Annotated in this window: 25 protein-coding genes; 11 read left to right on the top strand and 14 right to left on the bottom strand. The window is 58.0% G+C overall.

The genetic code is table 11. The annotated features are described in order from the left end of the window. The 4 genes from ACXAH3_RS05960 to ACXAH3_RS05975 form a co-directional block, all read right to left on the bottom strand. Positions 1-109, bottom strand: a 109-nt coding sequence (locus tag ACXAH3_RS05960; RefSeq protein WP_474861802.1) for a GTP-binding protein, incomplete at its 3' end; no start/stop codon positions are given. 197 nt (positions 110-306) lie between these two features. Then, entirely contained in the window at positions 307-1,482 is a 1,176-nt protein-coding gene (locus tag ACXAH3_RS05965; protein WP_474861163.1) for a M48 family metallopeptidase, read from the bottom strand. Further along, a complete protein-coding gene (locus ACXAH3_RS05970) occupies positions 1,479-2,654 on the bottom strand; it encodes a DUF898 family protein (protein WP_474861164.1) in 1,176 nt (391 codons plus the stop codon). Before ACXAH3_RS05970 ends, ACXAH3_RS05965 begins: the two co-directional genes overlap by 4 nt. A gap of 7 nt (positions 2,655-2,661) precedes the next feature. Continuing rightward, positions 2,662-4,995 carry a DNA topoisomerase IV subunit A gene (locus tag ACXAH3_RS05975; protein ID WP_474861165.1) on the bottom strand — a complete coding sequence of 778 codons (2,334 nt, stop codon included), beginning with the start codon at positions 4,993-4,995 and terminating at the stop codon, positions 2,662-2,664. Between the two features lie 132 nt (positions 4,996-5,127). Here ACXAH3_RS05975 and ACXAH3_RS05980 point away from each other — a divergent pair, with 132 nt between their 5' ends. The 4 genes from ACXAH3_RS05980 (at position 5,128) to ACXAH3_RS05995 (ending at position 7,489) form a co-directional block, all read left to right on the top strand. Beyond that, positions 5,128-5,700, top strand: a complete 573-nt coding sequence (locus ACXAH3_RS05980) for an SH3 domain-containing protein (protein ID WP_474861166.1) — start codon at positions 5,128-5,130, stop codon at positions 5,698-5,700. A gap of 110 nt (positions 5,701-5,810) precedes the next feature. Next, on the top strand, positions 5,811-6,641 hold the full coding sequence (locus tag ACXAH3_RS05985) for an SDR family NAD(P)-dependent oxidoreductase (RefSeq protein ID WP_474861167.1): 831 nt from the start codon (positions 5,811-5,813) through the stop codon (positions 6,639-6,641). A 72-nt stretch (positions 6,642-6,713) separates the two neighbouring features. Continuing rightward, positions 6,714-6,917, top strand: coding sequence for a twin transmembrane helix small protein (locus tag ACXAH3_RS05990; RefSeq protein WP_474861168.1), 204 nt, complete (start codon positions 6,714-6,716; stop codon positions 6,915-6,917). Then, the gene (locus ACXAH3_RS05995) at positions 6,917-7,489 is read left to right on the top strand and encodes a cob(I)yrinic acid a,c-diamide adenosyltransferase (RefSeq protein WP_474861169.1); all 573 of its coding nucleotides are present in this window, start codon (positions 6,917-6,919) and stop codon (positions 7,487-7,489) included. Before ACXAH3_RS05990 ends, ACXAH3_RS05995 begins: the two co-directional genes overlap by 1 nt. On the opposite strand, the gene ACXAH3_RS06000 is transcribed toward ACXAH3_RS05995, so the two are convergent. Beyond that, the gene (locus ACXAH3_RS06000; protein ID WP_474861170.1) at positions 7,486-7,965 is read right to left on the bottom strand and encodes a GyrI-like domain-containing protein; all 480 of its coding nucleotides are present in this window, start codon (positions 7,963-7,965) and stop codon (positions 7,486-7,488) included. The two genes, ACXAH3_RS05995 and ACXAH3_RS06000, sit on opposite strands and share 4 nt — an antisense overlap. A 225-nt stretch (positions 7,966-8,190) precedes the next feature. Here ACXAH3_RS06000 and ACXAH3_RS06005 point away from each other — a divergent pair, with 225 nt between their 5' ends. Next, positions 8,191-8,949: an electron transfer flavoprotein subunit beta/FixA family protein gene (locus ACXAH3_RS06005; RefSeq protein ID WP_474861171.1), complete on the top strand. Its 759-nt coding sequence runs from the start codon at positions 8,191-8,193 to the stop codon at positions 8,947-8,949. Continuing rightward, the gene (locus ACXAH3_RS06010; RefSeq protein ID WP_474861172.1) at positions 8,949-9,875 is read left to right on the top strand and encodes an electron transfer flavoprotein subunit alpha/FixB family protein; all 927 of its coding nucleotides are present in this window, start codon (positions 8,949-8,951) and stop codon (positions 9,873-9,875) included. The genes ACXAH3_RS06005 and ACXAH3_RS06010 overlap by 1 nt, the downstream gene beginning before the upstream one ends. A gap of 52 nt (positions 9,876-9,927) precedes the next feature. Here the strand turns inward: ACXAH3_RS06010 and ACXAH3_RS06015 are convergent, their stop codons facing one another. Beyond that, positions 9,928-10,755 carry a DUF6473 family protein gene (locus tag ACXAH3_RS06015; protein ID WP_474861173.1) on the bottom strand — a complete coding sequence of 276 codons (828 nt, stop codon included), beginning with the start codon at positions 10,753-10,755 and terminating at the stop codon, positions 9,928-9,930. A gap of 195 nt (positions 10,756-10,950) precedes the next feature. Between ACXAH3_RS06015 and ACXAH3_RS06020 the strand changes: the two genes are divergently transcribed. Further along, positions 10,951-11,826 (top strand): 3-hydroxybutyryl-CoA dehydrogenase, encoded by an 876-nt coding sequence (locus ACXAH3_RS06020; protein ID WP_474861174.1) that lies wholly within the window; start codon positions 10,951-10,953, stop codon positions 11,824-11,826. Between the two features lie 41 nt (positions 11,827-11,867). Here ACXAH3_RS06020 and ACXAH3_RS06025 read toward each other — a convergent pair whose 3' ends face one another. The 7 genes from ACXAH3_RS06025 to ACXAH3_RS06055 all read right to left on the bottom strand — a co-directional run bounded on the left by ACXAH3_RS06025 (position 11,868) and on the right by ACXAH3_RS06055 (position 17,427). After that, positions 11,868-12,749 (bottom strand): lysophospholipid acyltransferase family protein, encoded by an 882-nt coding sequence (locus ACXAH3_RS06025; protein ID WP_474861175.1) that lies wholly within the window; start codon positions 12,747-12,749, stop codon positions 11,868-11,870. 29 nt (positions 12,750-12,778) lie between these two features. Continuing rightward, the gene (locus tag ACXAH3_RS06030; RefSeq protein ID WP_474861176.1) at positions 12,779-13,051 is read right to left on the bottom strand and encodes an HPr family phosphocarrier protein; all 273 of its coding nucleotides are present in this window, start codon (positions 13,049-13,051) and stop codon (positions 12,779-12,781) included. 6 nt (positions 13,052-13,057) lie between these two features. Then, on the bottom strand, positions 13,058-13,450 hold the full coding sequence (locus ACXAH3_RS06035; RefSeq protein WP_474861177.1) for a PTS sugar transporter subunit IIA: 393 nt from the start codon (positions 13,448-13,450) through the stop codon (positions 13,058-13,060). 1 nt (position 13,451) lies between these two features. Next, the gene (gene rapZ / locus ACXAH3_RS06040; protein ID WP_474861178.1) at positions 13,452-14,360 is read right to left on the bottom strand and encodes an RNase adapter RapZ; all 909 of its coding nucleotides are present in this window, start codon (positions 14,358-14,360) and stop codon (positions 13,452-13,454) included. 81 nt (positions 14,361-14,441) lie between these two features. Then, positions 14,442-14,885, bottom strand: coding sequence for an HPr kinase/phosphorylase (locus ACXAH3_RS06045; RefSeq protein ID WP_474861179.1), 444 nt, complete (start codon positions 14,883-14,885; stop codon positions 14,442-14,444). Continuing rightward, complete coding sequence (locus ACXAH3_RS06050) at positions 14,882-16,630, bottom strand: sensor N-terminal transmembrane domain-containing protein (RefSeq protein ID WP_474861180.1); 1,749 nt, start codon at positions 16,628-16,630, stop codon at positions 14,882-14,884. The genes ACXAH3_RS06045 and ACXAH3_RS06050 overlap by 4 nt, the downstream gene beginning before the upstream one ends. A 92-nt stretch (positions 16,631-16,722) precedes the next feature. Further along, entirely contained in the window at positions 16,723-17,427 is a 705-nt protein-coding gene (locus tag ACXAH3_RS06055) for a response regulator transcription factor (RefSeq protein WP_474861181.1), read from the bottom strand. A 372-nt stretch (positions 17,428-17,799) separates the two neighbouring features. Between ACXAH3_RS06055 and ACXAH3_RS06060 the strand changes: the two genes are divergently transcribed. Then, a complete protein-coding gene (locus tag ACXAH3_RS06060) occupies positions 17,800-19,398 on the top strand; it encodes a phosphoenolpyruvate carboxykinase (protein ID WP_474861182.1) in 1,599 nt (532 codons plus the stop codon). An 82-nt stretch (positions 19,399-19,480) separates the two neighbouring features. Next, the gene (locus ACXAH3_RS06065) at positions 19,481-20,362 is read left to right on the top strand and encodes an alpha/beta hydrolase family protein (RefSeq protein WP_474861183.1); all 882 of its coding nucleotides are present in this window, start codon (positions 19,481-19,483) and stop codon (positions 20,360-20,362) included. On the opposite strand, the gene ACXAH3_RS06070 is transcribed toward ACXAH3_RS06065, so the two are convergent. After that, positions 20,359-21,126, bottom strand: coding sequence for a sulfite exporter TauE/SafE family protein (locus ACXAH3_RS06070; protein WP_474861184.1), 768 nt, complete (start codon positions 21,124-21,126; stop codon positions 20,359-20,361). The genes ACXAH3_RS06065 and ACXAH3_RS06070 overlap by 4 nt on opposite strands. Before the next feature lie 190 nt (positions 21,127-21,316). On the opposite strand from ACXAH3_RS06070, the gene ACXAH3_RS06075 reads away from it, so the two are divergent. Next, a complete protein-coding gene (locus tag ACXAH3_RS06075; RefSeq protein ID WP_474861185.1) occupies positions 21,317-22,966 on the top strand; it encodes an acyl-CoA dehydrogenase family protein in 1,650 nt (549 codons plus the stop codon). A gap of 109 nt (positions 22,967-23,075) precedes the next feature. Beyond that, positions 23,076-23,633: a TetR/AcrR family transcriptional regulator gene (locus ACXAH3_RS06080; RefSeq protein ID WP_474861186.1), complete on the top strand. Its 558-nt coding sequence runs from the start codon at positions 23,076-23,078 to the stop codon at positions 23,631-23,633. Positions 23,634-23,661: the final 28 nt, after the last annotated feature.

Consider the following 23,661-nt stretch of genomic DNA (forward strand, 5'->3'; position numbering starts at 1 on the left):
CAAAGAATTTGGTGATCGCTGCCGTCAGAGTGGTCTTGCCGTGGTCAACGTGACCAATCGTGCCGATGTTAACGTGCGGTTTACCGCGTTCAAACTTTTCCTTAGCCATGAGCCCTACGCCTCGTGTCTGGGGGGGTCACTGACCCCGTGGTTCAATATCGCGCGCTAGCTATATCCTTGTCGAAAGAAAATCAAGGCTTGCGTGGGCCTTCCTGCAAGGAAAAGACGCAATCTGACGGCTACACAGCAAAAGCATGGAAATTTCGTCTGACTGCCAAGGGCTTGCGCCCCGTCTAAGCCGAGAACTTATTCTGACTGCGGCCATGTTTTCTTGTCGAATGTAACAGCGTTGGAAGGCTGATGTCCCTGGCCACCGCAGACCGTCTGCAAATCACGCCACGATTGGGCGTCTAGAATCGTTTCATAGGCGCGGTTTGGATCCACCGCCGACTGCGCTGCCGAGATGCGGTCGGTCATCTGCGGATGGGACGCGAAATGTGCAACGATCCCTTCGGCATCGCCATGTTCTGCATGCAAACGCTCGAAGAACGTGCCCAGCGCCACGGGCGAAATATTGGCCTTTTCCAACAAATCATGGGCGTAATCATCGGCCCGCGTCTCGGCGGCTTGACTATAGGATGCATTGATCAACTGATTGGCTATAAACAAGGCAACGGTGCCGCCGGCGAAGTCGCCAAACAACAGACCCAGCACGCCAAGCGATCCGGCGGACCGTAGCGCATCGCGGGTGGGGTCGCGATAAACAACATGCCCGATTTCATGCGCTAGAACAGCGGCGACTTCGTCTGGGTTGTCTGCTTCTTCCAACAATCCTCGGAAAAAGACCAGCCGTCCGCCTGGCAGAGCGAAGGCGTTGACCATCGGGTGATCCAGAATGTGGATCTGCACGTCATATGGCAAGTCTGCATCCGGGTTCAGATGCGTATACATGGCCTGCATCGCGGCATTGCCCGCCGGGTCGTCGCAGATCCTAAGCTGATCCTCAAACCCAGTTTCGGACAAGGCAGTTCGGATTTGTTCAAACGTTGTGTCACCCAGCGCCTTTTCACCCTCGGGCGGCAGGATCTCGGCCAGTTGCGCTGCCATAAGCGGCACCAGCAGAAAGACGATCGCGGCGACCGAAGCCACCGCACCGCCCGCCCAAAGCACCAATTTGGACAGGGGAGTCGTACGCTCGCGTTTGCCGAGCGACGGGGCGTGTTGCGTCACATAGTCTTGAGCCGCCTGATCGGCCAGATACAGCCGCGTAACCGGGTCGCACTTGCGCGACAGCACCATGACACGCCGGTCCGCCTGATCGCGTAACCGGCGCAGGTTGGCCCAGCGCCATGCGACCTGTTTGCCATCAGGCATAACCAGGACCAGCGCCTCGGGAAGGCAATCCAACCGCACACGGGTTAGATGGGCGCGTTCACCTTGCGCAAGATCGGCAAAGACCTCGTTTTTGTGTTGCAGGCTCATATCGCAGCCCCCACATCCAGCGCGTCGGCAAAGCCTTCAGCCTCGGCAAATTCATCACGGTCGCGCTGAACGATCTGCGAAATGCCCTGCGTGTTCACGATTTCCGTCACTTCGGCGAAATGCTGCGCTAAGGGCAGCGTGATCCACGCATGGGTCATAGCTCGGGTGAGCGTCAGCAACAGGAAATAGGCCAGCAGTGCCATGGGCAGAAACGCGATACCGAAACCTTCAAGCGCCTCAAAGTCGATATTCTCCAGATCCGCCGTCCCGGCGATCAACATGAGCACCATGAACGACGCGATGACTACGGCCGACATGACAATATTCAACATCAACCCGCCAAGCGCATAGATCCCGATGATCCGCCACGGTCGCGGGTTGGCTGTAAACCGCATGTCGCCCAGTTCCTTAGCTTCGGTCATGCGCTTGAAACTTTCCGCTCGCCAATGGGCCAACCCATAGATCAGCCACGCCCCAGACAGAAAGAACAAAAACACCCAAGCGGGGTTTTCATAAAGATAGATCATCGCCCCGCCGACCACGGACAGGCCGACCGCGTAATAGACATGCCGCATCGCCCCGAACAAAAGCCCCTTCGCCCCGCTTTGAACAAAGCGTTGATCGCCATAGAAGGTGCGCGAGACACGGTATTTCTCCAGCCATAAAGTCGTAAGAGGCCACGTTAGCCCCAACGTACAGAACGCGAGGATCCAATGAACCATCGCGCGAATGCTATAGCCCCATGCGCCCGGTTCCAGCCCGAAACGAATACCGCGCCATCGGGTGCGGGCCAGAATGTAACGACGTGCACGGTATTGGGCGAAAAAGATGATCGGAGTCAGGCCCAGAAAACTCAGCCCATAGGCGGCAAAATTGGCATTGAACAGTGCAAAGCTGAAATACATCAGAAGCAGGTTCACGATGCCAATGTAGAACGCCATGAAGACCACAGCGACCAAAAAACCCAGAAGTTTCTCGAGCGGGTCACCTACGTACTCCATGGGTGTGCCGCCGGGACGAATGGCGCTCCAATAATACCGACGCAGGCGGGTCTTGGCCCAGAAACGATAGAACCCAAGCGTCAGGACTGTCAGGATGCTGGTGCGCAGTGCCAGCCAGAAAACTGGCCCCTTTTCGCCCGCATATGAGATCGTCAATTGGCTTGGAGGCACTGCCGGATCACTCGAACTTGTTGTTACGCGGGAAGCCGTGAGGCGGGGCTTTGCCGACACTGGCGCGCTTGCCCAGCCACGGCGACATATCGCTTTCTGTGCGCGTGCGGTCGCCGGTGGCGGGCCAGGACAGACCCTCGTCCAGATTGAAGGTCTTCACATCGGACAGGCCGCCATCCAGCTCGAGAATGCCCTGCTTGCCACGGGCCGAGTTGTACTTCTGCAACCGAACCCCCTTGCCGCGCGTCATCTCGTTGATCTCGGCCACAGGGAAGACCAGCAGGCGTCGATTTTCCGAGATTATGGCCACGTGATCACCTGAGACAGGCGCACAGATTTTGGCGGTTGCGTCGCCCACATTCAGCACCTGCTTGCCGTTCTTGGTCTGGGCCAACACGTCGCTTTCATTGACGATAAACCCGTTCCCTTCGTTCGAGGCGACCAGAAGCTTCCGGTCGGGCTGATGGATGAACAGATCCACGATCTCGGCCTCGTTCGGCAGATCGACCATCAGGCGCAAGGGTTCGCCCATGCCGCGCCCGCCGGGCAGGTTGGCGCAGGAAATGGTGAAGAACTTACCGTTGGAATCAAACGCCAGCAGACGGTCGGTGGTTTCGGCGTGGAAGATGAAACGCGGGCCGTCGCCGTCGCGGAATTTCAGCTCGCGGGTCAGGTCGATATGGCCCGACATGGCGCGGATCCAGCCCATTTGGCTGCACACCACGGTGATCGGCTCGCGTTCGATCATGGCTTCCAGCGGTACCTCTTCGACCTCGCCAGCTTCAGCGAACTGGGTGCGTCGAGCGCCCCCTTCGAAGTTCTTACCAAACAGCTTTTTCGACTCTTTCAGTTGCTCGGAAATCTTGTCCCACTGCAGGCCATCGCTGTCCAAAAGATCCTCAAGCGCGGCGCGCTCTTCCATCAGCTCGTCCCGCTCGCGGACCAGTTCGATTTCTTCAAGACGGCGCAAGCTGCGCAGACGCATGTTCAGGATGGCATCGGCCTGCACGTCAGACAGCTCGCCCTCGCCGGGCGCGGGGCTGACATAGTCGCTTTCCGACATGGCACGGGCGTGCTCGATCCCCCAATCCTCGCGCATCAGGGCGGCTTTGGGATCGTCGTCATAACGTATGATGTCGATCACACGGTCAAGGTTCAGGAAGGCAACGATAAAGCCCTCGAGCACCTCAAGCCGGTGGTCGATCTTGGCCATCCGGTGACGCGAGCGGCGCTGCAACACGTCACGGCGGTGATCAAGGAAGGCACGCAGCACTTCCTTCATCGAACAGACCTTCGGTGTCACGCCGTCGATCAACACATTCATGTTCAGGCTGAACCGCGTCTCAAGGTCCGAGTTGCGGTACATCAAACCCATCAGAAGCTCGGGATCAACATTCTTGGATTTCGGTTCCAAAACGATACGGATGTCATCCGCACTTTCGTCACGAATGTCGCCCAGAATCGGAACCTTCTTGGTCTGGATCAGCTCGGCAATCTTCTCGATCAGTTTAGACTTCTGAACCTGATACGGGATCTCGGTCACAACGATCTGCCACTGCCCGCGTCCCAAATCCTCGACCTCGTGCTTACAGCGCAGACGGAAGGACCCGCGGCCCGTGCGATAGGCGTTGGCAATGCTATCCTTGGGCTCGACAATCACGCCACCGGTCGGGAAGTCCGGCCCGGGCACATAGTTCAAAAGCGTGTCGTCACGCGCGTCCGGCACTTTGATCAGATGCAGACAAGCGTCAATCAGTTCAGGGATATTATGCGGCGGGATGTTGGTCGCCATCCCCACAGCAATCCCAGAGGCGCCATTGGCCAAGAGATTCGGAAACTCAGCCGGTAAAACAACCGGCTCGGTCAGGCGGCCGTCATAGTTATCGCGATAGTCGACAGCATTTTCGTCCAGGCCTTGCAACATCGCCTCGGCGACGAAGGTCATGCGTGCTTCCGTATAGCGACTGGCAGCCGGGTTATCGCCGTCGATATTGCCAAAGTTCCCCTGCCCGTCGACCAGCGGATAGCGCACCGCAAAGTCCTGCGCCAAACGTGCCATCGCGTCATAGATCGCGGCATCCCCATGGGGGTGGAAGTCCCCCATCGTATCCCCAGAAATTTTGGCGGATTTCAAGAACTTGCCACTGGACGCCAGCTTTAGGCGGCTCATCGCATACAAGATGCGGCGGTGCACGGGCTTCAAGCCATCACGGGCATCCGGCAAAGCGCGGTGCATAATCGTCGACAGCGCATAGGTCAGATAGCGATCACCAATGGCACGGCGCAGAGGCTCGGCCAGCTCGGTGCCTTCGTTCTCGGGATTGTCGGTTACATCATTCATAGTTTTGGTGTATCCTTGAGGGCGACTCGCGTAAAGCTGCCAAGCGGGTTTATCGGGGGATATTTCTCATTACATTCCCCGCGATTTTTTTAGAAGTACGATGTTAAATGGTTGTCGATTAAGGGGGATACTATGGGTATTATTCGCATGTCGTTGCTGACAGCGGGCGTTATGGGCGCCGCTATGATGCACTACGGACAAGATGACGGTCTGCCAACCGATCGTATTGGACGAGAACCAACTGTTGCTCAGGACACAATTGTTGCCGTTTCGGCCAAGGTGGAAGAAACGGAAGTCGAGGCTGTTGTGCCGCTGACCGCTGCCGCGCTTGTGCCCGCCGCGTCAGATGCCGAAACCACGCCGCGTGCCTTTGTCATAAAAGCCGCAGCAGTGGCGGACGACGCCAGCAGCCCAGCCGCCTTGGCTGAAGCCGCAGCGCGCAAGATGGCGACCGGCGCTCCTGCACCGACCGCGCCCACCACCACCGATGGCCTATCCACCCGTTTCCCAACCATGTTTGTAAGCGGCAGCACCGTGAATATGCGCGGCGGCCCGTCAACACAGCATGGCGTCGTGAACAAACTGACACGCGGCACTGAAGTGGTTGAGACCGGCCAAACCGACGATGGTTGGAGCCAGATCAAAGTCGTTGACACCGGCCAGCGCGGGTTCATCGCATCGAGATTCCTAAAGCCGCAACTTTAACTAGCGGTTCCCTTTCAAGAGCACCTTGGGGCGTCCTTTGTGGCGCCTCTTTTTTGTTGACCCCATCCGTGACGACCCCGTACCCCTTTCGGGCGAGGCAGGAGAACTTCATGACCCAGAAATCCATTCTAATCACCGGATGTTCGTCCGGTATTGGCTATGACGCGGCGCATACTTTGGCCAAACGAGGCTGGCGCGTCTTTGCCACCTGCCGCAAAGAAGACGATTGCGAGCGTCTGCGGGGCGAGGGGTTGGAAAGTCTACTTTTGGACCATGCGGACGAGGCCAGCATGGAATCCGCCTTGGATGAGATCTTGACCCGTACCGGCGGCACTTTGGACGCGCTTTTCAACAACGGTGCCTATGCCATTCCCGGCGCGGTCGAGGATCTGCCCACCGACGCCCTGCGCACAATCTTTGAGACCAATTTCTTCGGCTATCACCACTTGACCCGTCTGGTCTTGCCGGTGATGCGCAAGCAAGGCCATGGCCGGGTGATCCACAACTCGTCTGTGCTGGGCTTTGCCTCGCTTCCTTGGCGCGGGGCATATGTCTCGACCAAGTTTGCACTGGAAGGGCTGATGGACACGCTACGGCTTGAGATGCGGAGCCAGCCCATCGACATCATCCTGATTGAACCCGGTCCGATCACCACCAAGATCCGCGAAAATGCACAGCCACATTTCGAACGCTGGATCGATTGGGAAAACAGCCCACGACGAAACCTTTACGCCAAACTGCGCGAGCGCCTTTATGACGACAGCGGCGACTTAGACACATTCGAACTGCCCCCGTCTGCCGTAACAACAAAGCTGATCCACGCATTGGAACACCCCAAGCCCAAGCCCCGCTATTATGTGACTACGGCCACCTATATCGCGGGCATCGCCAAGCGCCTTCTGTCGACACGTTTGGGGGATCGGCTAACACCCAAGGGCTGACTGCGCCCAAATGCCCCTCGTAAATCCGGGGAAATGAGTCTATTTCAAACGCACACGCAAGGAAAAGACATCATGGCCGACGATCCACTGTTCATACTCGTAGTACTGTCCTGCGCCGCCGTTCTGATCATCTTGATGCTGGGCATAGGGTCGTTTGGTGTCGGGGGTAAGACCGCCCACAAATACTCGAACCGATTGATGCGCTGGCGGATTGGGGCACAGGCCGTGGCCATCGCGCTGATCCTGCTGTTCATCTGGCTGCGCGGAGGAAACTGATGGTTGTTCTGAACAAGATCTACACACGGACCGGCGACAAGGGCGAAACGGCGTTGGGTGACGGATCGCGCCGCCCCAAACATGACGCGCGGGTTGAAGCTTATGGCACGGTGGACGAAACGAACGCCACGATTGGTCTTGCACGGCTGCATGCCGAGGGCGACATGGACGCGGCCTTGGCCCGGATCCAGAACGACCTGTTCGATCTGGGCGCAGACCTCTGCCGCCCCGACATGGCCAAAGACGCCGACGCCGACTATCCGCCGCTGCGCATGGCGCAGGAACAGGTCGATCGGCTGGAAGCCGAGATCGACGCGATGAACAAAGCGCTGGAGCCGCTGCGCAGCTTCATCCTGCCGGGAGGCACCCCTCTGGCTGCCCAGCTGCACCTGTCACGCACCGTATCCCGCCGCGCCGAACGTCTGGCCACCGATCTGGCAACCCAGGAAGACGTAAACCCGGTGGCCGTGAAGTACCTGAACCGCCTGTCCGACTGGTGCTTCGTCGCCGCCCGCGTGGCGAATGACGACGGCAAAGCAGATGTGTTGTGGGTTCCGGGGGCGAATCGCTAGCCGATTGCCTGCACTGGCGCCCAGATTTCGTAAGCCATTTCTTCGGGCGTATTGCGCTCGTCATGCGGATAGCGTTCGAACACCGCGCCCTCACGCGGGACCACCGAGTTTGCAGGGATTAGCTCGCTAAACACGCGGTCAAATTGCTGCGGCAAGTCCGAAACAGGTCCAAATTTGCGTAGGACCAGATAGTCGCCTTCCGACAAGGTGACATGACAGTATCCTTCCGGCAGAGCTTCGACTTCCGAAGGCACCTCAAGCCCGACGGCATAGTTGAACGCGCCGTCCGGGGTCATGCCGTAAGACACACCATAGAATGCACCCTCAATCACGTTCTCGATTTCTGGCGGCTCCGCAAAGAACTGCTGCCAAAGTCCCGGAATCTGGTTTCGGGTTTCCATCGAATACTGACCGGACCGACCAGCGACGATACGGGATGGCGCGTGAAAAACTTCGACGGTTTCGGATTGCGTCATGGCGGATCTCCTATGATTCCCGGATCAGGATGCACGCGCTTCACCATCAAAGCAAACCCGACCACCCGGCAACATTCTTGCAATGAATCCCCCACAAAACGAAAGAACGCGACGTCGGTGGACCCAGACGTGACGATTTTACGCTGTTTTCACATGCAGCATTTCGGTAAACGTGTCGCGAGAGCATTACCGCCCCCTGTGGGCATAACTGGGAGATACACGCCAATGAAGGTGCTTGTGCCTGTGAAGCGCGTGATCGACTATAACGTGAAAGTTCGTGTAAAAGCGGACGGCAGCGGTGTCGATCTTGCCAACGTAAAAATGTCGATGAACCCATTTGACGAGATTGCCGTCGAAGAGGCCATCCGCCTGAAAGAGGCCGGGAAGGCTGACGAGATCGTCGTCGTGTCGATCGGCGTGAAGCAGGCTCAGGAAACCCTGCGCACGGCTCTGGCCATGGGTGCAGACCGCGCCATTCTGGTAAACGCTGCTGACGACGTCCACGAAGACATCGAGCCGCTGGCCGTTGCCAAGATCCTGGCGAAGGTTGTTGAAGAAGAGCAGCCGGGCATTGTTCTGGCAGGCAAGCAAGCCATCGACAACGACATGAACGCCACCGGTCAGATGCTGTCGGCCCTGCTGGGCTGGTCGCAAGGCACATTTGCCTCCGAGCTGGACATTGACGGCGACAGCGCCGTTGTGACCCGCGAAGTCGACGGCGGCCTGCAAACCATCAAAGTGAAGATGCCCGCCATCATCACCGTTGACCTGCGCCTGAACGAGCCGCGCTATGCGTCGCTGCCGAACATCATGAAAGCCAAGAAAAAGCCGCTGGATGAAAAGACCGCTGCTGACTACGGCGTTGACGTGACCCCGCGCCTCGAGATCGTGAAGACCTCGGAGCCGGCAGAACGCGCCGCTGGTATCATCGTTGGCTCGGTGGACGAGCTTGTATCGAAACTTAAGGAAGCGGGGGCTGTATAATGGCTGTTCTACTTCTTGCTGAAGTTACCAATGGTGAACTGGCGCTGGACGCCACCGCCAAGGCTGTCACCGCTGCGAAAGCTTTGGGTGACGTGACCGTTCTGGCTGCTGGTGCATCTGCCGCCGCTGCTGGTGAAGCCGCTGCCAAGATCGACGGCGTGGCCAAGGTTCTGGTTGCCGAAGACGCATCACTGGGCCACCGCCTGGCCGAGCCGACCGCAGCCCTGATCGTATCGCTGGCTGGCGATTACGAGCACATCGTGGCACCCGCCACCACCGACGCCAAGAACGTCATGCCGCGCGTAGCGGCTCTGTTGGACGTCATGGTGATCTCGGACGCCACCGCCGTGGTCGATGGCGACACGTTCGAACGCCCGATCTATGCCGGTAACGCCATGCAGACCGTCAAATCGAAAGACGCCAAGAAGGTCATCACCTTCCGTACGTCGACCTTCGACGCTGCTGGCGAAGGCGGTTCGGCTGCAGTTGAAACCATTGGCGCAGCTGACAACCCCGGCCTGTCGGAATGGGTTGAAGACAAGGTTGCCGCAAGCGACCGCCCCGAGCTGACCTCGGCTGGCGTTGTTGTGTCAGGCGGCCGTGGCGTGGGTTCGGAAGAAGACTTCGCCCTGATCGAGAAACTGGCAGACAAGCTGGGCGCCGCAGTTGGCGCATCGCGTGCGGCGGTTGATTCAGGCTATGCTCCGAACGATCTGCAGGTTGGTCAAACCGGTAAGGTTGTTGCTCCGGAACTGTACATCGCCGTGGGCATCTCGGGCGCCATCCAGCACTTGGCTGGTATGAAAGACTCGAAGATCATCGTCGCGATCAACAAAGACGAAGAGGCTCCGATCTTCCAAGTTGCCGATTTCGGCCTGGTCGCCGACCTGTTCGAGGCCGTTCCGGCCCTGACCGACGCTGTCTAAGCCGAAGTAACAGAATACACGAAAGGCCCGCCCATCCGGCGGGCCTTTTCTTTTACAGCCTCTGCGATGACAGACTTTCCGCCAGTTTACGCGCCACCCGTTCATGGGCCAGCGTACCCAACATCATCCCGGCTGCGGCAGCATCCATTTCCGAATGCACCAGCCCCTTTTGCCCAAACGAGATTTCATCGGGCGTCATCACCACTTCGACCAGATCACGCACGAAGGGGCGAATGTTCTCGACCATCGCGTGATCGACGAAGAGGGGATCAGCGCCCAGCGCGCGCTCGGACATCTGGCCAACCGGGTGGTCCGCCATCCAGACCAGCGTCGCGCGTTTGTCCAGCCGCGACAGCAAGCCTTTCATGCGCCCCACCCACGCGTTTTTCAGTTCCTTGCGGATTACCGCGAAGCGCTGTTCACAGGTGGATTGCAGCGCGCCCAACAGGTGGCGCGTGAAGTGATAATCGGTGAAGTCCAGCTCGGGATAGAGGTATTTCAACATGCTAGAGGCGCGCAAGAACCGATCGTTTCGGCGCGGATGAACCACATAGAAACGGTTGGACAAATTCTGAGCACCCGGCATCTGGATCACAACGTCACTGGCTTTGTTGCACAGTTTCAAAAGCGTCGGGTCCTGCAGGAACACGTCCAGCCCCGCATTCGGACAGCCAAAGTTCACCACCAAACGCCCCAATCCCACCTCGAGCAGGTCGGGATAGGGCTGCTTCATAAATCGGCCATAGGTTTCCGTTCCCCCAAGCACTGCCACATAGGGCACGCTTAGATCGCGTTTCGGTCCACGGAACAGTATTTTCGACGTTTTGTAACGACACGGGAAATAGTCCAACGACCCTTTCCCAAGGCTATCATAGGCCATGCCACCCACTCCTTCATTCTTCACCCAAGATGCAGTGTCGGCCCAAAGGATTGCCAAAATGCTAAGCCTAAAATGCTCGATGTTTCCTTCAGCCTTGCTTAACCCTTGCGCCTGCAACCGCGCGGGGCATACTCTGTCAGCAAGCAGACGCAACGCCGGGTCATCCCTGCGCGGCGCGACCAGAAGGAAAGTTATATGAGCATCGAGACAGTTGGCGTTATCGGCGCCGGGCAAATGGGCAATGGCATCGCGCATGTTCTGGCCCTTGCCGGATACGAAGTTCGCCTGAATGACATCAGCCAAGACAGTCTGGATGCCGCCATCGCCCGCATCACCAAAAACATGGAGCGTCAGGTCTCTCGCGAGTTGATTTCGGCAGATGACATGAGCGACGCCATAGGGCGGATCAGCACCACGCTGTCACTGCCCGATCTTGGCCCGACCGATCTGGTGATCGAAGCCGCCACCGAAAACGAATCCATCAAGAAGCAGATTTTCGATACCCTTCTGCCGCATCTAGGGGCGGACACGATCCTGACCTCGAACACATCTTCCATTTCGATCACTCGTCTGGCCAGCGGCACTGACCGCCCCGAACGCTTCATGGGTTTTCACTTTATGAACCCGGTACCTTTGATGAAACTGGTCGAGTTGATCCGAGGCATTGCCACCGACGAGCCCACCTATCAGGCCTGTCTGGCCGTGGTGGAAAAGCTTGGCAAAACCGCCGCCAGCGCCGAGGATTATCCCGCCTTTATCGTGAACCGCATCCTGATCCCGATGATCAACGAAGCTTGCTATGCGCTTTTGGAAGGCGTCGGATCGGTCTCGTCTATTGATGCATCGATGAAGCTGGGTGCGAACCACCCGATGGGCCCGCTGGAGCTGGGCGACTTTATCGGTTTGGACACCTGTCTGGCGATCATGAACGTGCTGCATGACGGGCTGGCGGACACCAAATACCGCCCCTGCCCTTTGCTTGTGAAATACGTGGAAGCTGGCTGGGTCGGACGCAAAGCTGGACGCGGGTTCTATGATTATCGCGGCGAGGTGCCGATGCCCACGCGCTGACCCCTAGAAACAAAAAAGGCCCCGCTGGGGCCTTTTTTCCCTTACTTGCCAGCCAGTGCCAGCGTATGCGCCCTGAGCCATGCCATAAACCCGCGCGGGTCTGATTGCAGCGTGGCCATTTCCTCGTCCGTTAGTACTTTGCCAACGACAGGTGCGATGGGACGGTTGCAGCTTTTGACGATCTCGTGCAGCAGCAGCGCTTGCCGCATCGTGGCCGACAGGCGGTTGGCGATTTGATACCAGCGCGAGTTCGCTCCGGGAAAGAAAATTGGCACAACCCGTGCGCCGGATCGGCGGATCATCTGCGCGGTAAACACGTTCCATTCGCGCTCAATCGCCGGCCCCATCAAACTGTCCGAGGATGCAACGACGCCCGATGGGAACAGAGTGATCAACCCACCCTGTTTCAGGTGCGCCATGGCTTCGGCCCGCATCTCGACCATCTTTTTCTGTGCTTCCGGGTCATGCGGGAACGGCACCGGAATCATGTAGGACGAGGCAACCTCGTCCAGCCCGTCCAAAACCGAACGGGTCAGAATGCGGTAATCGTCACGGCGACGGCCAATTAGCTCGGCCAGAACCATCCCATCGGTCAAGCCATGCGGGTGATTGGCCACGACGACCACCGGGCCATCCGCCGGGATATTTGCCAGCTGGTCATCCGGGGTCTGCACCTGCACACCCATAACGTCCAGACATGCGCCCCAGAAGGCTTGCCCTTTGGGCGCGCCACGGCGTTCCAGCTTGCGCACCATTCGCAGGATCGACAGCTTTCCGGTGAACCATTCGACGGTGCGGATGATCAGTCCTTGGACCGGATTGTTGAACGAATTGGCATAGGTTAGGCTGCGACGGTCATATTGCTGAGGGACCGCAGCCGTCGGATTGGCCTGCGCCACCGGGGTTTCCGCTTCATGCGTCACGTTTCGTTCATCCTTGCCACGTTGCAGCTTTACATGCCTTCGCCGAACTTGTCAGCCACCAAAGCCTCAAGCGCGTCCAGCAGCTCGGCTGCTTGCGGACCCGAGGTTTCGACCTGAATACTTGTCCCCTGCGAGGCAGCAAGCATCAAAAGACCCATAATCGAATCTCCGTCAGCGTCCAGCCCATCTTTCGATACCCGCGCACGTGCATCGTGGTTCTCGACCGTATCAACAAACTTGGCCGAGGCCCGCGCATGCAGGCCCTTCACATTGATAATCTCAAACTCGCGGTTCGTGGTCATAGCGCGTCAATCCTCGCTTACATCAATGCAGTCAATATACTTTCGACCCGCAGCCAATGCTTTCTGGGTCGACGCTTCGACCGACAGATGGCGGGTTTTTGCCAGTTTCAACAGCATGGGCATGTTGGCGCCGTAAAGGATCTTGCGGTCGGTTTTGCAACACGCGGGAAGCGAAAGATTGGCAGGCGATCCACCGAACATGTCCACAACGATCACGACGCCATCGCCTTGATCTACACTGTCCGCGGCGGCTGCTATCTCGGACCTTTTGTCTTCACGGTCACACTCTGCGGCCGTGGAAATCGCACGCATACCCGGCTGTTGGCCGACCACATGTTCGACCGTTGCCAGATATTCTTTTGCAAGCCCGCCATGCGCGACGATCACGATACCGATCACGCTAAACCCTCGATGTTGATGCCGCTGCTGTCCCGGCGCGGCGTTCCAATTCCCGGTGTCTAATTGACACCTGCCATTCGCGAGTTGCAAGCGCCTTTGCCAAGTTTTCCGCAAGGGCAACCGAGCGATGCTGGCCACCTGTGCACCCAAACCCAATCGAAAGGTGTGCTTTGCCTTCTTCACCAAAGGCTGGGATCAGAAATTCGACCAGATTTTGCACCTGATCAAAGAACTGCGCGAACCGGGGGTCTTCGGCGATATAGTCCGATACCTCGTGACTGCGCCCATCCAGCGCGCGCAGGGCGGGTTCCCAATGGGGGTTGCGCAGAAAACGAGCGTCAAACACCATATCCAGCCCACGCGGCACCCCGCGTTTATAGGAAAACGAGTGGACCGACACCGCAAGCTCTTCCGCCCCAGATACGGACAGCCAACGCATGATCTCGTCTTTCAGATCGTGTGGCGATAGGTCAGACGTATCAATCAACACATCCGCGCGGCCACGGATCGGAATTAGCAGCTCGATCTCACGCATGATGCCCAAATCGGGTGTTTCGTCCGGGGCCAACGGGTGGCGGCGGCGGGTTTCCGAATACCGACGCACCAGCATATCGCGCGAGCAGTCGAGATACAGAACCTCAACCGCGAAGCCATCATCCTCGCGCAGGTCTTCGATCACCTGCAGCAGCATTTCGGTCGAGAAATCACGGTTTCGCACATCGACGCCCAGCGCCAAGGGGCGCGTCAAAGCAGGGCCGGACAGAACACGGTCGATCAAAGACAGGGGCAGGTTGTCGATAACCTCGTACCCGATGTCTTCGAGCACACGAATCGCGGTCGTACGGCCAGCGCCGGACGGGCCGGTGACCAACACGATCTTCTGTCCAGATTTCGATTTACGATCCGACATTGCCCCTCCTTCCGAGCAGGCGTCTGGGTGACTGTCCGAGGCATATAGCGCAATTTAAAGGCGGACCAAAGTCCCGCCAGCTTATTCTGCGGTCGCGTGGCGTCCGTGACGCAGCAAGTTGAAGACCGCTATTGCGAAATAGGGTGCATCGACGCGGAACAAGCATTCAATCGCGCAACCGTTAACTTCTGTGATTGCTGGTGAGGTAGGAAGGCGCGACATTTCGATCTGCCCCATATCCACCACCAATTGCAGGCGGGCTTTGGGGCAATGGGGAACGTTGATCAAGCCCACTCCACGCGCCTCGATCACGCCGGGCATCTCGGGCGGAGCGATCACGTAAGGCGCGTCGCCCTCGATCACGATCTGGCTCAGGTCGTCAGCCACAAGTTGTCCGCCCAGCCCGATCAGCTCCAGCGCCAAAGCGGATTTCCCAGACCCGGATGGGCCAGTGATCATCACCGCTGCTTCACCCACAGCAACCGAGGTCGCGTGAAATTGGGCAGCAATGGGTGTATCGTTCATACGGGCAGACCCACCACGAAGCGTGCGCCCAGCGGGTCTGATGTCAGATCCGCGTCTGTCGGGCGAATATTTTCAGCCCAGATCACGCCGCCATGAGCTTCGACAATCTGTTTCGAAATCGCCAGACCCAAGCCCGAATTGTTGCCAAACTGGTTCTGTGGGCGTTCGGAATAGAAGCGATTGAAGATCTTGCCCAGCGCCTGATCAGGAATGCCGGGGCCGGTGTCTTCGACGACGACCAACACACGGTTCTCGCGACGGCGGGTCCAGACGCGGATGGCGTCCCCACTTTCGCAGAAGCTGAGCGCATTGGTAATCAGGTTCACAAACACCTGCGCCAGACGCGCCTCGAGCCCGCTAATCATGATCGGATCATTCGGTAGGTCGGTGATAAAGTCGACACCCTTGTTCTGCGCCTCGCCACCCAAATAGTCCGTCAGGCTGTTTAGCATCCGCAGAAGATCGAATTCTTCTTCATCTTCGCGTACCAGTTCGCTGTCCAAACGCGAAGCGTTGGAAATGTCACTGACAAGGCGATCCAATCGCCGCGTGTCGTGTTCGATTACGTCCAGCAAGCGCTCGCGCTGTTCTTCTTTATTGGCCAGCCGCAGCGTCCCTACAGCCGAGCGCAAGCTGGCCAGTGGGTTCTTAATCTCGTGTGCCACGTCGGCGGCGAATTGTTCGTTAGCGTCGATCCGGTCATAAAGCGCCGTTACCATGCCCCGCAAGGCGCCGGACAGACGCCCAATTTCATCCGGGCGCCCGGTCAAATCCGGGATACGTACCCGTCGCGTTTTGACGTTGCGTGGATCATTTTCACCGCTCAATTCCGCAGCTGTAGCCAGATCCGACAACGGGTTTGCAATGGTCGAGGCCAAGACGAGGCTCAGACCAATCGACACCAGAATGGCGATCACGAACATCTGCAGAAGCTGCTCGCGCTCGGCGCGGACCAGAAGGTCAAGTTCCCCTGCGGCGCTGGTAATGGCAACCACGCCCTTGGGCTCGCCATCCAGCAAGATTGGTGTGGCGACCGAAAAGACCGTACCTCCGTTTTGGTTGACCCCGTTGGCCACCTGCGTCGCCCCCAGCATTGCACGGAAATAAAGGCTGCGCGCCATGCTTTCCGTGTCCAAGGGCTGATCCAGCCCGCGCCCGGTGTTGGCGATGCCCGACGCGGCCTCCCAGACCGAGTTCAGCATGTCGGTGATCACGGTCGAGCCAACATCGCGCTGAAGCCCGTCCACCGGGGTGGGTTCGTCCCGGTCCCGTCCGACCGTTGTCGCCAACAGCGTTTCGGTTTCATCAAAAACAAACACCTCAAGCCCGACGGGCAGATGCAGTTTCGACAAGGTCTTGGCAAAAGCGGATGGCGCTGGTTCGGCTAGATCTGTTTCTAATGTTTCGATCGCTTCTTTTTCGACCTCGATCTCGCCAGTTAGTTCGTCCGTGGCTTCCGTCAGGGTCTCTTCCACAATCCGCGCGGCTTCTTCACCTTGCGCCAGTTGGGCTTCAAACACGTCGGCGATCAGCTCGGCCTCGACCACCAGACCGCGCTCACGCTGGAAAAGCAGGCTGTCGCGGAACGGGTTCAGATACAGAACACCCGCGACAAGGATCACCAGCCCCAAAAGGTTGAAGGTAATGATTTTGCGTGCAAGCGGCGAGCGGTTGATCGAAATCAGGCCGCGTTCGGACCGCTTGTTCGGCAACACCGTATCAAAGTCATCGTCGTCGGGGGACATCCAATCCTCGCCCAGAACGACGTCACTTTCGTTTGATTTTTTTCGGCCCTTCAAGCGCATGCGCTTCCTGCCCGACGCGTCTAACATGCGCTTCATTCTTCGTTGTAACGATATCCGATACCGTAAAGCGTCTCGATGGCCGAGAAATCATCATCCGCTGTACGCATCTTTTTGCGCAGACGTTTGATATGGCTGTCGATGGTCCGGTCATCCACATAGACCTGATCATCATAGGCAACGTCCATCAGCTGATCGCGGCTTTTCACGAAACCAGGACGCTGGGCCAAGGCTTGCAGCAGCAAAAACTCGGTGACGGTCAGGGATACGTCTTTGCCTTTCCACGACACCGCATGACGCAGTGGATCCATACGCAGTTCGCCGCGTTCCAACACACGCGCTTCTTCCACGTCGCCCGCATCGTCGCTGGCAATCACCTCTTGCCGGCGCAACAAGGCGCGGATGCGTTCGACCAGCAAACGTTGGCTGAACGGCTTGGTGACATAGTCATCTGCACCCATACGCAGGCCCAGCACCTCGTCAATTTCATCATCTTTCGAAGTCAGGAAGATCACCGGCAAGGTCGAGGTCTTCTGCCGCACGCGCTGCAGCAGATCCATCCCATCCATCCGGGGCATCTTGATGTCAAACACAGCAAGATCCGGCAAGCGTTTGGCAAAGGCGTCCAACGCGCTTTGGCCGTCATTATAGGTCTCGACCTCAAACCCTTCGGCTTCAAGTGTGATCGACACTGAAGTCAGGATGTTTCTGTCGTCGTCAACTAAGGCAATCCTAGACATAAGGCTTCCTCGCACTGCTCGTGCCACAATTAGTCGTAATATCTTGATTACATATTCTCGCTTTATCTACGGCGAATCAACTGAGAATTACGATTCGTGACGATGCCGCGCAGCTTTCTTACGCTGCTCACCAAGAAATCAGCGCGATTGTATCTGTCTTTATTTCGCATACGAAACTCTTTGATTGCGCAAACACGTACTTGGTTGCGCTAACGCGGCATTGCGCGCTGTTCCTTAAGAAAGTCGACGTGCTATAGGCCGAACACCGGCCCTCGTTCACATGAGGGTTGGCGTGCAGAAATCGCATCTGCGCTCTCATGTGAAACAGATACGCCGGGGAGCTACAGACGGACCGGCGACAGGAGCAAATAAATGACCACTGGACGGGTAAACCCAGCACGCCGCTTGGAAGATCAAGGCATCACCGGGCTGGGCAATGTCTATTATAACCTGATGGAACCAGCTTTGATCGAAGCCGCACTGGGCCGCGGCGAGGGCAAGCTGGGACAAGGCGGCACCTTCCTGGTCGAGACCGGCAAGCACACGGGCCGTTCTCCCAAGGACAAATTTGTCGTCAAAACCCCCAGCGTCGAGCCGCATATCTGGTGGGAAAACAATCCGCCGATGGATCCGGCCAAGTTCGACGTCCTTTATGAGGACATGCTGGAACACATGAAGGGTAAGGACTATTACGTTCAGGACCTGTTTGGTGGCGCTGACCCGGTACACCGTCTAGATGTGCGTGTGGTCTCGGAATTGGCTTGGCACAACCTGTTCATCCGCCACCTGCTGCGTCGCCCAGACCGCGACGAGCTGGACGAATTTGACCCCCAGTTCACCATCATCAACTGCCCGACTTTCCTGGCCGATGCCAAGCGTCACGGGTGCCGCTCGGAAACGGTGATCGCGTTGAACTTCGACCGCAAGCTGATCCTGATCGGCGGCACCGAATACGCGGGCGAGAACAAAAAGTCGGTCTTCACGCTGCTGAACTATCTGCTGCCTGAAAAAGGCATCATGCCGATGCACTGCTCGGCCAACCACGCCACAGGAAACCCGGTCGACACCGCCATTTTCTTTGGCCTGTCGGGCACCGGCAAGACCACCCTGTCGGCTGATCCCGAGCGTACGCTGATCGGTGATGACGAACACGGCTGGTCGGACACCGGCACCTTCAACTTCGAAGGCGGCTGTTATGCCAAGACCATCAACCTGTCCGCCGAAGCCGAGCCGGAAATCTACGCCACGACCCAAAAATTCGCGACCGTGATCGAGAATATGGTCTATGACGAAGAGACCAAAAAGCTGGACTTCGAAGATGACAGCCTGACGGCCAACATGCGTTGCGCCTATCCGCTGCACTACATTGCCAACGCTTCGGACTCTGCCATTGGTGGCCACCCGAAAAACATCATCATGCTGACCTGTGATGCGTTTGGCGTTCTGCCTCCGATCGCGCGCCTGACACCGGCGCAGGCGATGTATCACTTCCTGTCGGGCTTCACCTCGAAGGTTGCTGGCACTGAAAAAGGTGTGACCGAGCCCGAGCCGACATTCTCGACCTGTTTTGGTGCGCCCTTCATGCCGCGCCGCCCGGCCGAGTATGGCGCGCTTTTGCGTGACAAAATCGCCAAGCACGGCGCAACCTGCTGGCTGGTGAACACTGGTTGGACCGGCGGTGCTTACGGCACCGGCTCGCGCATGCCGATCCGCGCGACTCGCGCCCTGCTGACCGCCGCCTTGGACGGGTCGCTGGCCGAAGCCAAGTTCCGCAAGGATGAAAACTTCGGCTTCGAGGTTCCGGTCATGGTGGAAGGCGTTGCCGACTTGCTGCTAGACCCGCGCCGCACCTGGCAGGACGCCGCCGCTTACGACGCGCAGGCGCAAAAACTCGTAAAGATGTTCTCTGATAACTTCGTACAGTACGAAGCCGACATTGACGACGACGTGAAAGCCGCCGCCATCGGCTAAGCCGAACACAGAAGCTAGACAAACGCCTCGGCCCAACGCCGGGGCGTTTTCTTTTGGGCTGACGCGTCATGACATTACCCGTGTGAACTTACGCAAAGTCAGCCTTTACGCGCACGTCAACTTTGCGCTTGCTTGGGGCATGTCCCAGACCGTCACCATAGATGGCCCCGCCCCACTGAACGGAACGTTCTTCGCCGCGCAAAACCCGCGTGCTGTGGCGGTTCTGAACGGAGCCACCGGTGTCCCCCACCGTTTCTATCGCCATTTCGCTACATGGTTGGCCGAGGAACAAGACGTATCCTGCCTGATTTACGACTATCGCGATTTCGCAACCTCTGCCCGCGGCCCCGTGAAAGATGTCACCGCCACCATGCTGGATTGGGGGCTACACGACACTCAGGCTGCACGTGATTGGCTGTCGGCCCGTGCAGCCGGGTTGCCGATCTGGGTCATGGGGCATTCTCTGGGCGGACTGCTTTTGGCTCGGCAAAGCCGCACCGATGAAATCACGCGCGTGATCACCGTGTGCTCGGGGCCTGTTCAAACTTCGGATCATCCTTGGCCCTATCAGGCACTGGTGCGGGCGCTGTGGTTCGGGGTCGGACCGGTTTCAGTCGCGACGATGGGCTATGTGCCGAAACAACTGTCGGGGCTGGGCACCGACATCCCGGGATCGGTATTCAAACAGTGGAAACGCTGGTGCACAACACGTGGGTTTACCGCGACCGACCCGACCGTTCCCGCAGCACCCGAAGGCGCGCTGACCTGCCCTGTGCGCATGGTATCGCTGTCGGATGATAAGTCCGTTCCACCAAATGCGGTCGCCCGCTTGGCCAAGCTTTATCCGGGCACTCAGACCGAACACATCACATTTCACCCGAAGGATTTCGGGTTAGAAAGTGTCGGCCACACAAACACCTTCCGCCGTCAGAACGCAGCGCTTTGGCCCGCGCTGATCGCCTAGCCCATCAGCCCGCGTCTGATCAGGTTCAATCCTGCAACCGTCAGCACAACCAATGTCGCCCGCTTGAAGGTCTTTTGTGGCATTCGGTCATGCAGGCGATAGCCCACAGCCATCCCTAGAAACGCCGGGATCAGCAAGGCCACGGACAAAGGGGCTGTCTGGGAATTAAACACTCCCGACTGAACATGGGCACCCACAAGCACCAAAGCTCCGAACCCATAGACGACACCCTGCGCCAGCATCTGCTCGGTCTTGGGTGTGTTGGTCGCAATCAGATAGGCCACAAGCGGCGGCCCCCACACGCCTGAAATCCCGCCAACAAGCCCCGAAACGGACGCGATGACACTCTCATCCCGCACTCGGTTCTCGGGACGCAAAACCGGAACCCATCCACGCAACTGCATGAGACAGAACAGAACGACTGGAACGCCGATCAGGATAAACAGCAACCGCTGTGGCATGAACAAGACCAGTTGCGCACTGAGGATCAAAGTGAAGAACAGCGCCAGAAGATAGATCCGATATTTGCGCACAACTTCCCATGCGGCGCGTCTTCCGTGGCGCAACGCCTGACGGACGTTGGTGGTGGCTGTGGGAAGGATCAACGCAGCAAGTGCTATCTCGACGGGCAAAACAGTGGCAAGGCCCGAGATCATGATCAGGGGCAAACCAAAGCCCACCACACCTTTCACGAACCCCGCAAACAGCGCGATTGCGAGAGCAAAACCAAGCGTCGATATACTTAGATCAACCAGAATTCCCATGAGTATCCCTTACGTCTAACCCCTTGTAGCGGAATAAAACCCATACGCCACGCAAAACTCCAATGCGTTATATATGTTCGCATTTCAGGTTTCTGGTGTATTTTTATTGCGCTGCAACTGCAAAAGGATTATCTCTCTGCAGACGCGAAATAAGCAGCCGAATCCCGGCCGTATGTGACAGGAGTTTTCCATGACCAGCGCCCTGATCGACAACCTTCTTGACCTGACCGGCGCGGCCCTTGCCCCGGTTGAAGCCACTTTCAACGCCGCTAAGGAAAACGTCCGTGCGCTTGTGTCTGATGGCGACCGCGTGTCGGGCGCAAAATTGGAAGAGCACCAAGCCGCCGCCCACGCATTGTCTTGGCTCGCCACCTATACCGAAAGCCTTCGCCAAATGAACGCTTGGGCGACACGTCTGACCGACGAAGGCCGCTTCGGCGAGATGGAAAAGCTGATCCTGCAAATCGCCTTCGGTGAATACCTTGCCCAGATGAAGGGCGGTATGATGATGAGCCAGAACGAAATGGCACGTCTGACCGACATGGATGTTGACGGTGCTGCTTTGGACACCGATGCCATCGATACGCTGGTTGCTGAAGGCAACAACCAAGCGGCCCGCTCCCGACTGGTCGAGCTGATGCAAGACAATGCAGGCCATGCGACATTCGGCACCACCGGGCTGGATGAAGAACTTGAGATGATCCGCGAACAGTTCCGACGTTACGCAGACGAACGCGTGACCCCGAACGCCCATGAATGGCACCTTAAGGATGATTACATCCCGCTGGAAATCATCGAAGAATTGGCCGAGATGGGCGTCTTCGGCCTTACCATCCCCGAGGAATACGGAGGGCTGGGCCTGTCGAAAGCTTCGATGGTCGTAGTTTCGGAAGAGCTGTCGCGCGGCTATATCGGTGTCGGCTCGTTGGGCACTCGCTCGGAAATCGCGGCCGAACTGGTCGAGGCCGGCGGCACTGAGGAACAGAAGCAACACTGGCTGCCCAAGCTGGCCAGCGCAGAAATCCTGCCGACCGCAGTGTTCACCGAACCCAATACTGGCTCGGACCTTGGTTCGCTGCGCACCCGTGCGGTAAAGAACGCCGATGGCGACTATGAAGTCACAGGCAACAAGACTTGGATCACCCACGCAGCGCGGACCCATGTGATGACGCTGTTGGCGCGCACCGATCCCGACAGCAAAGACCACCGTGGTCTGTCGATGTTCCTGGCTGAAAAGACTCCCGGCGATGATGAAAACCCCTTCCCGACCGAAGGCATGACCGGCGGCGAGATCGAGGTTCTGGGCTATCGCGGCATGAAAGAGTTCGAGCTGGGCTTTGATGGCTTCAAAGTGAAGGGTGAAAACCTTCTGGGCGGCGAAGAAGGTCAGGGCTTTAAGCAGCTTATGAAGACCTTTGAAGCGGCCCGCATTCAGACCGCCGCCCGCGCCATTGGCGTGGCGCAGAACGCGCTGGAAATTGGCATGCAATATGCCGAAGACCGCAAACAGTTTGGCAAGTCGCTGATCAACTTCCCCCGTGTGGCCAACAAGCTGGCGATGATGGCGGTCGAGATCATGGTCGCGCGTCAGCTGACCTATTACTCGGCTTGGGAAAAGGACCACGGCCAGCGCTGTGACCTCGAGGCTGGCATGGCCAAGCTGCTTGGTGCTCGTATCGCGTGGGCCTGTGCGGATAACGCGCTGCAGATCCACGGCGGTAACGGCTTTGCCCTTGAATACCAAATCAGCCGCGTGCTGTGCGACGCGCGTATCCTAAACATCTTCGAAGGTGCAGCCGAAATTCAGGCACAGGTCATCGCCCGCCGCCTGCTTGGCTGATGTAAAATGCACATATGGTGCGGACAAAACTTTCTGTTCGCACCATACGATTGCGTACAGTGCGCATTCAGGCTAAGCACTACATACGGCACCGTATGGAGTTCTGCCAATGACAAATCAACGAAAGCGACTTCGTAAGGAAGACTGGATCTTAGCCGGATTGTCCGCCTTGGCTCGCCACGGCCACACAAGCCTGAAGGCCGAACCTTTGGCGCGCCAAATGAAGACCACCAAGGGATCTTTTTATTGGCACTTCAAGTACTTGTCGGATTTCCACAGCGCTGTCCTTGCCCATTGGCAAGAGCTGTCATTGTCCGCCCTTGAAGATCAATCTCTGACAGACGCGAAACCAGTGGAACGGCTTACACATTTTTCCGAAAGCCTGTCGCACCCCCAAACCCCGCTGTCGCCCGGCATCGACGCACGGGTGCGGGCATGGGCGCACGAAAACCATACGGTAGCGAATGTTTTTACTTCTGTCGATCAATCGCGCGAGCAGTACCTTGGCGAAATTCTGCGTGACCTCAACCTACCCAACCCCGACTTTGTTCACATCGTGCACGGCGCATTGGTCGGCTTCGGCACTCTTTCCGGCAGCGACGGTACCGCCGATAACGACGCCATTAGTACGCTTTTGGCAGCACTTCTGGCATTGCGCGACGCATAAGGGCTGGAAATCCCCGTGGCTAAGGCTC

It is taken from the genome of Aliiroseovarius sp. ABM4_368 (genome assembly GCF_056161205.1).

Bases quoted from the DNA above. Each gene is read 5' to 3' on its own strand.
- ACXAH3_RS06070 (WP_474861184.1), bottom strand. From the start codon at position 21,126: ATGGGAATTCTGGTTGATCTAAGTATATCGACGCTTGGTTTTGCTCTC.
- ACXAH3_RS05980 (WP_474861166.1), top strand. From the start codon at position 5,128: ATGGGTATTATTCGCATGTCGTTGCTGACAGCGGGCGTTATGGGCGCC.
- ACXAH3_RS05995 (WP_474861169.1), top strand. From the start codon at position 6,917: ATGGTTGTTCTGAACAAGATCTACACACGGACCGGCGACAAGGGCGAA.
- ACXAH3_RS06010 (WP_474861172.1), top strand. From the start codon at position 8,949: ATGGCTGTTCTACTTCTTGCTGAAGTTACCAATGGTGAACTGGCGCTG.
- ACXAH3_RS05965 (WP_474861163.1), bottom strand. From the start codon at position 1,482: ATGAGCCTGCAACACAAAAACGAGGTCTTTGCCGATCTTGCGCAAGGT.
- ACXAH3_RS05990 (WP_474861168.1), top strand. From the start codon at position 6,714: ATGGCCGACGATCCACTGTTCATACTCGTAGTACTGTCCTGCGCCGCC.
- ACXAH3_RS06050 (WP_474861180.1), bottom strand. From the start codon at position 16,630: ATGTCCCCCGACGACGATGACTTTGATACGGTGTTGCCGAACAAGCGG.
- ACXAH3_RS05975 (WP_474861165.1), bottom strand. From the start codon at position 4,995: ATGAATGATGTAACCGACAATCCCGAGAACGAAGGCACCGAGCTGGCC.
- ACXAH3_RS06060 (WP_474861182.1), top strand. From the start codon at position 17,800: ATGACCACTGGACGGGTAAACCCAGCACGCCGCTTGGAAGATCAAGGC.
- ACXAH3_RS06000 (WP_474861170.1), bottom strand. From the start codon at position 7,965: ATGACGCAATCCGAAACCGTCGAAGTTTTTCACGCGCCATCCCGTATC.
- ACXAH3_RS06080 (WP_474861186.1), top strand. From the start codon at position 23,076: ATGACAAATCAACGAAAGCGACTTCGTAAGGAAGACTGGATCTTAGCC.
- ACXAH3_RS06045 (WP_474861179.1), bottom strand. From the start codon at position 14,885: ATGAACGATACACCCATTGCTGCCCAATTTCACGCGACCTCGGTTGCT.
- ACXAH3_RS06075 (WP_474861185.1), top strand. From the start codon at position 21,317: ATGACCAGCGCCCTGATCGACAACCTTCTTGACCTGACCGGCGCGGCC.
- ACXAH3_RS06015 (WP_474861173.1), bottom strand. From the start codon at position 10,755: ATGGCCTATGATAGCCTTGGGAAAGGGTCGTTGGACTATTTCCCGTGT.
- ACXAH3_RS06055 (WP_474861181.1), bottom strand. From the start codon at position 17,427: ATGTCTAGGATTGCCTTAGTTGACGACGACAGAAACATCCTGACTTCA.
- rapZ (WP_474861178.1), bottom strand. From the start codon at position 14,360: ATGTCGGATCGTAAATCGAAATCTGGACAGAAGATCGTGTTGGTCACC.
- ACXAH3_RS05985 (WP_474861167.1), top strand. From the start codon at position 5,811: ATGACCCAGAAATCCATTCTAATCACCGGATGTTCGTCCGGTATTGGC.
- ACXAH3_RS06005 (WP_474861171.1), top strand. From the start codon at position 8,191: ATGAAGGTGCTTGTGCCTGTGAAGCGCGTGATCGACTATAACGTGAAA.
- ACXAH3_RS06020 (WP_474861174.1), top strand. From the start codon at position 10,951: ATGAGCATCGAGACAGTTGGCGTTATCGGCGCCGGGCAAATGGGCAAT.
- ACXAH3_RS06030 (WP_474861176.1), bottom strand. From the start codon at position 13,051: ATGACCACGAACCGCGAGTTTGAGATTATCAATGTGAAGGGCCTGCAT.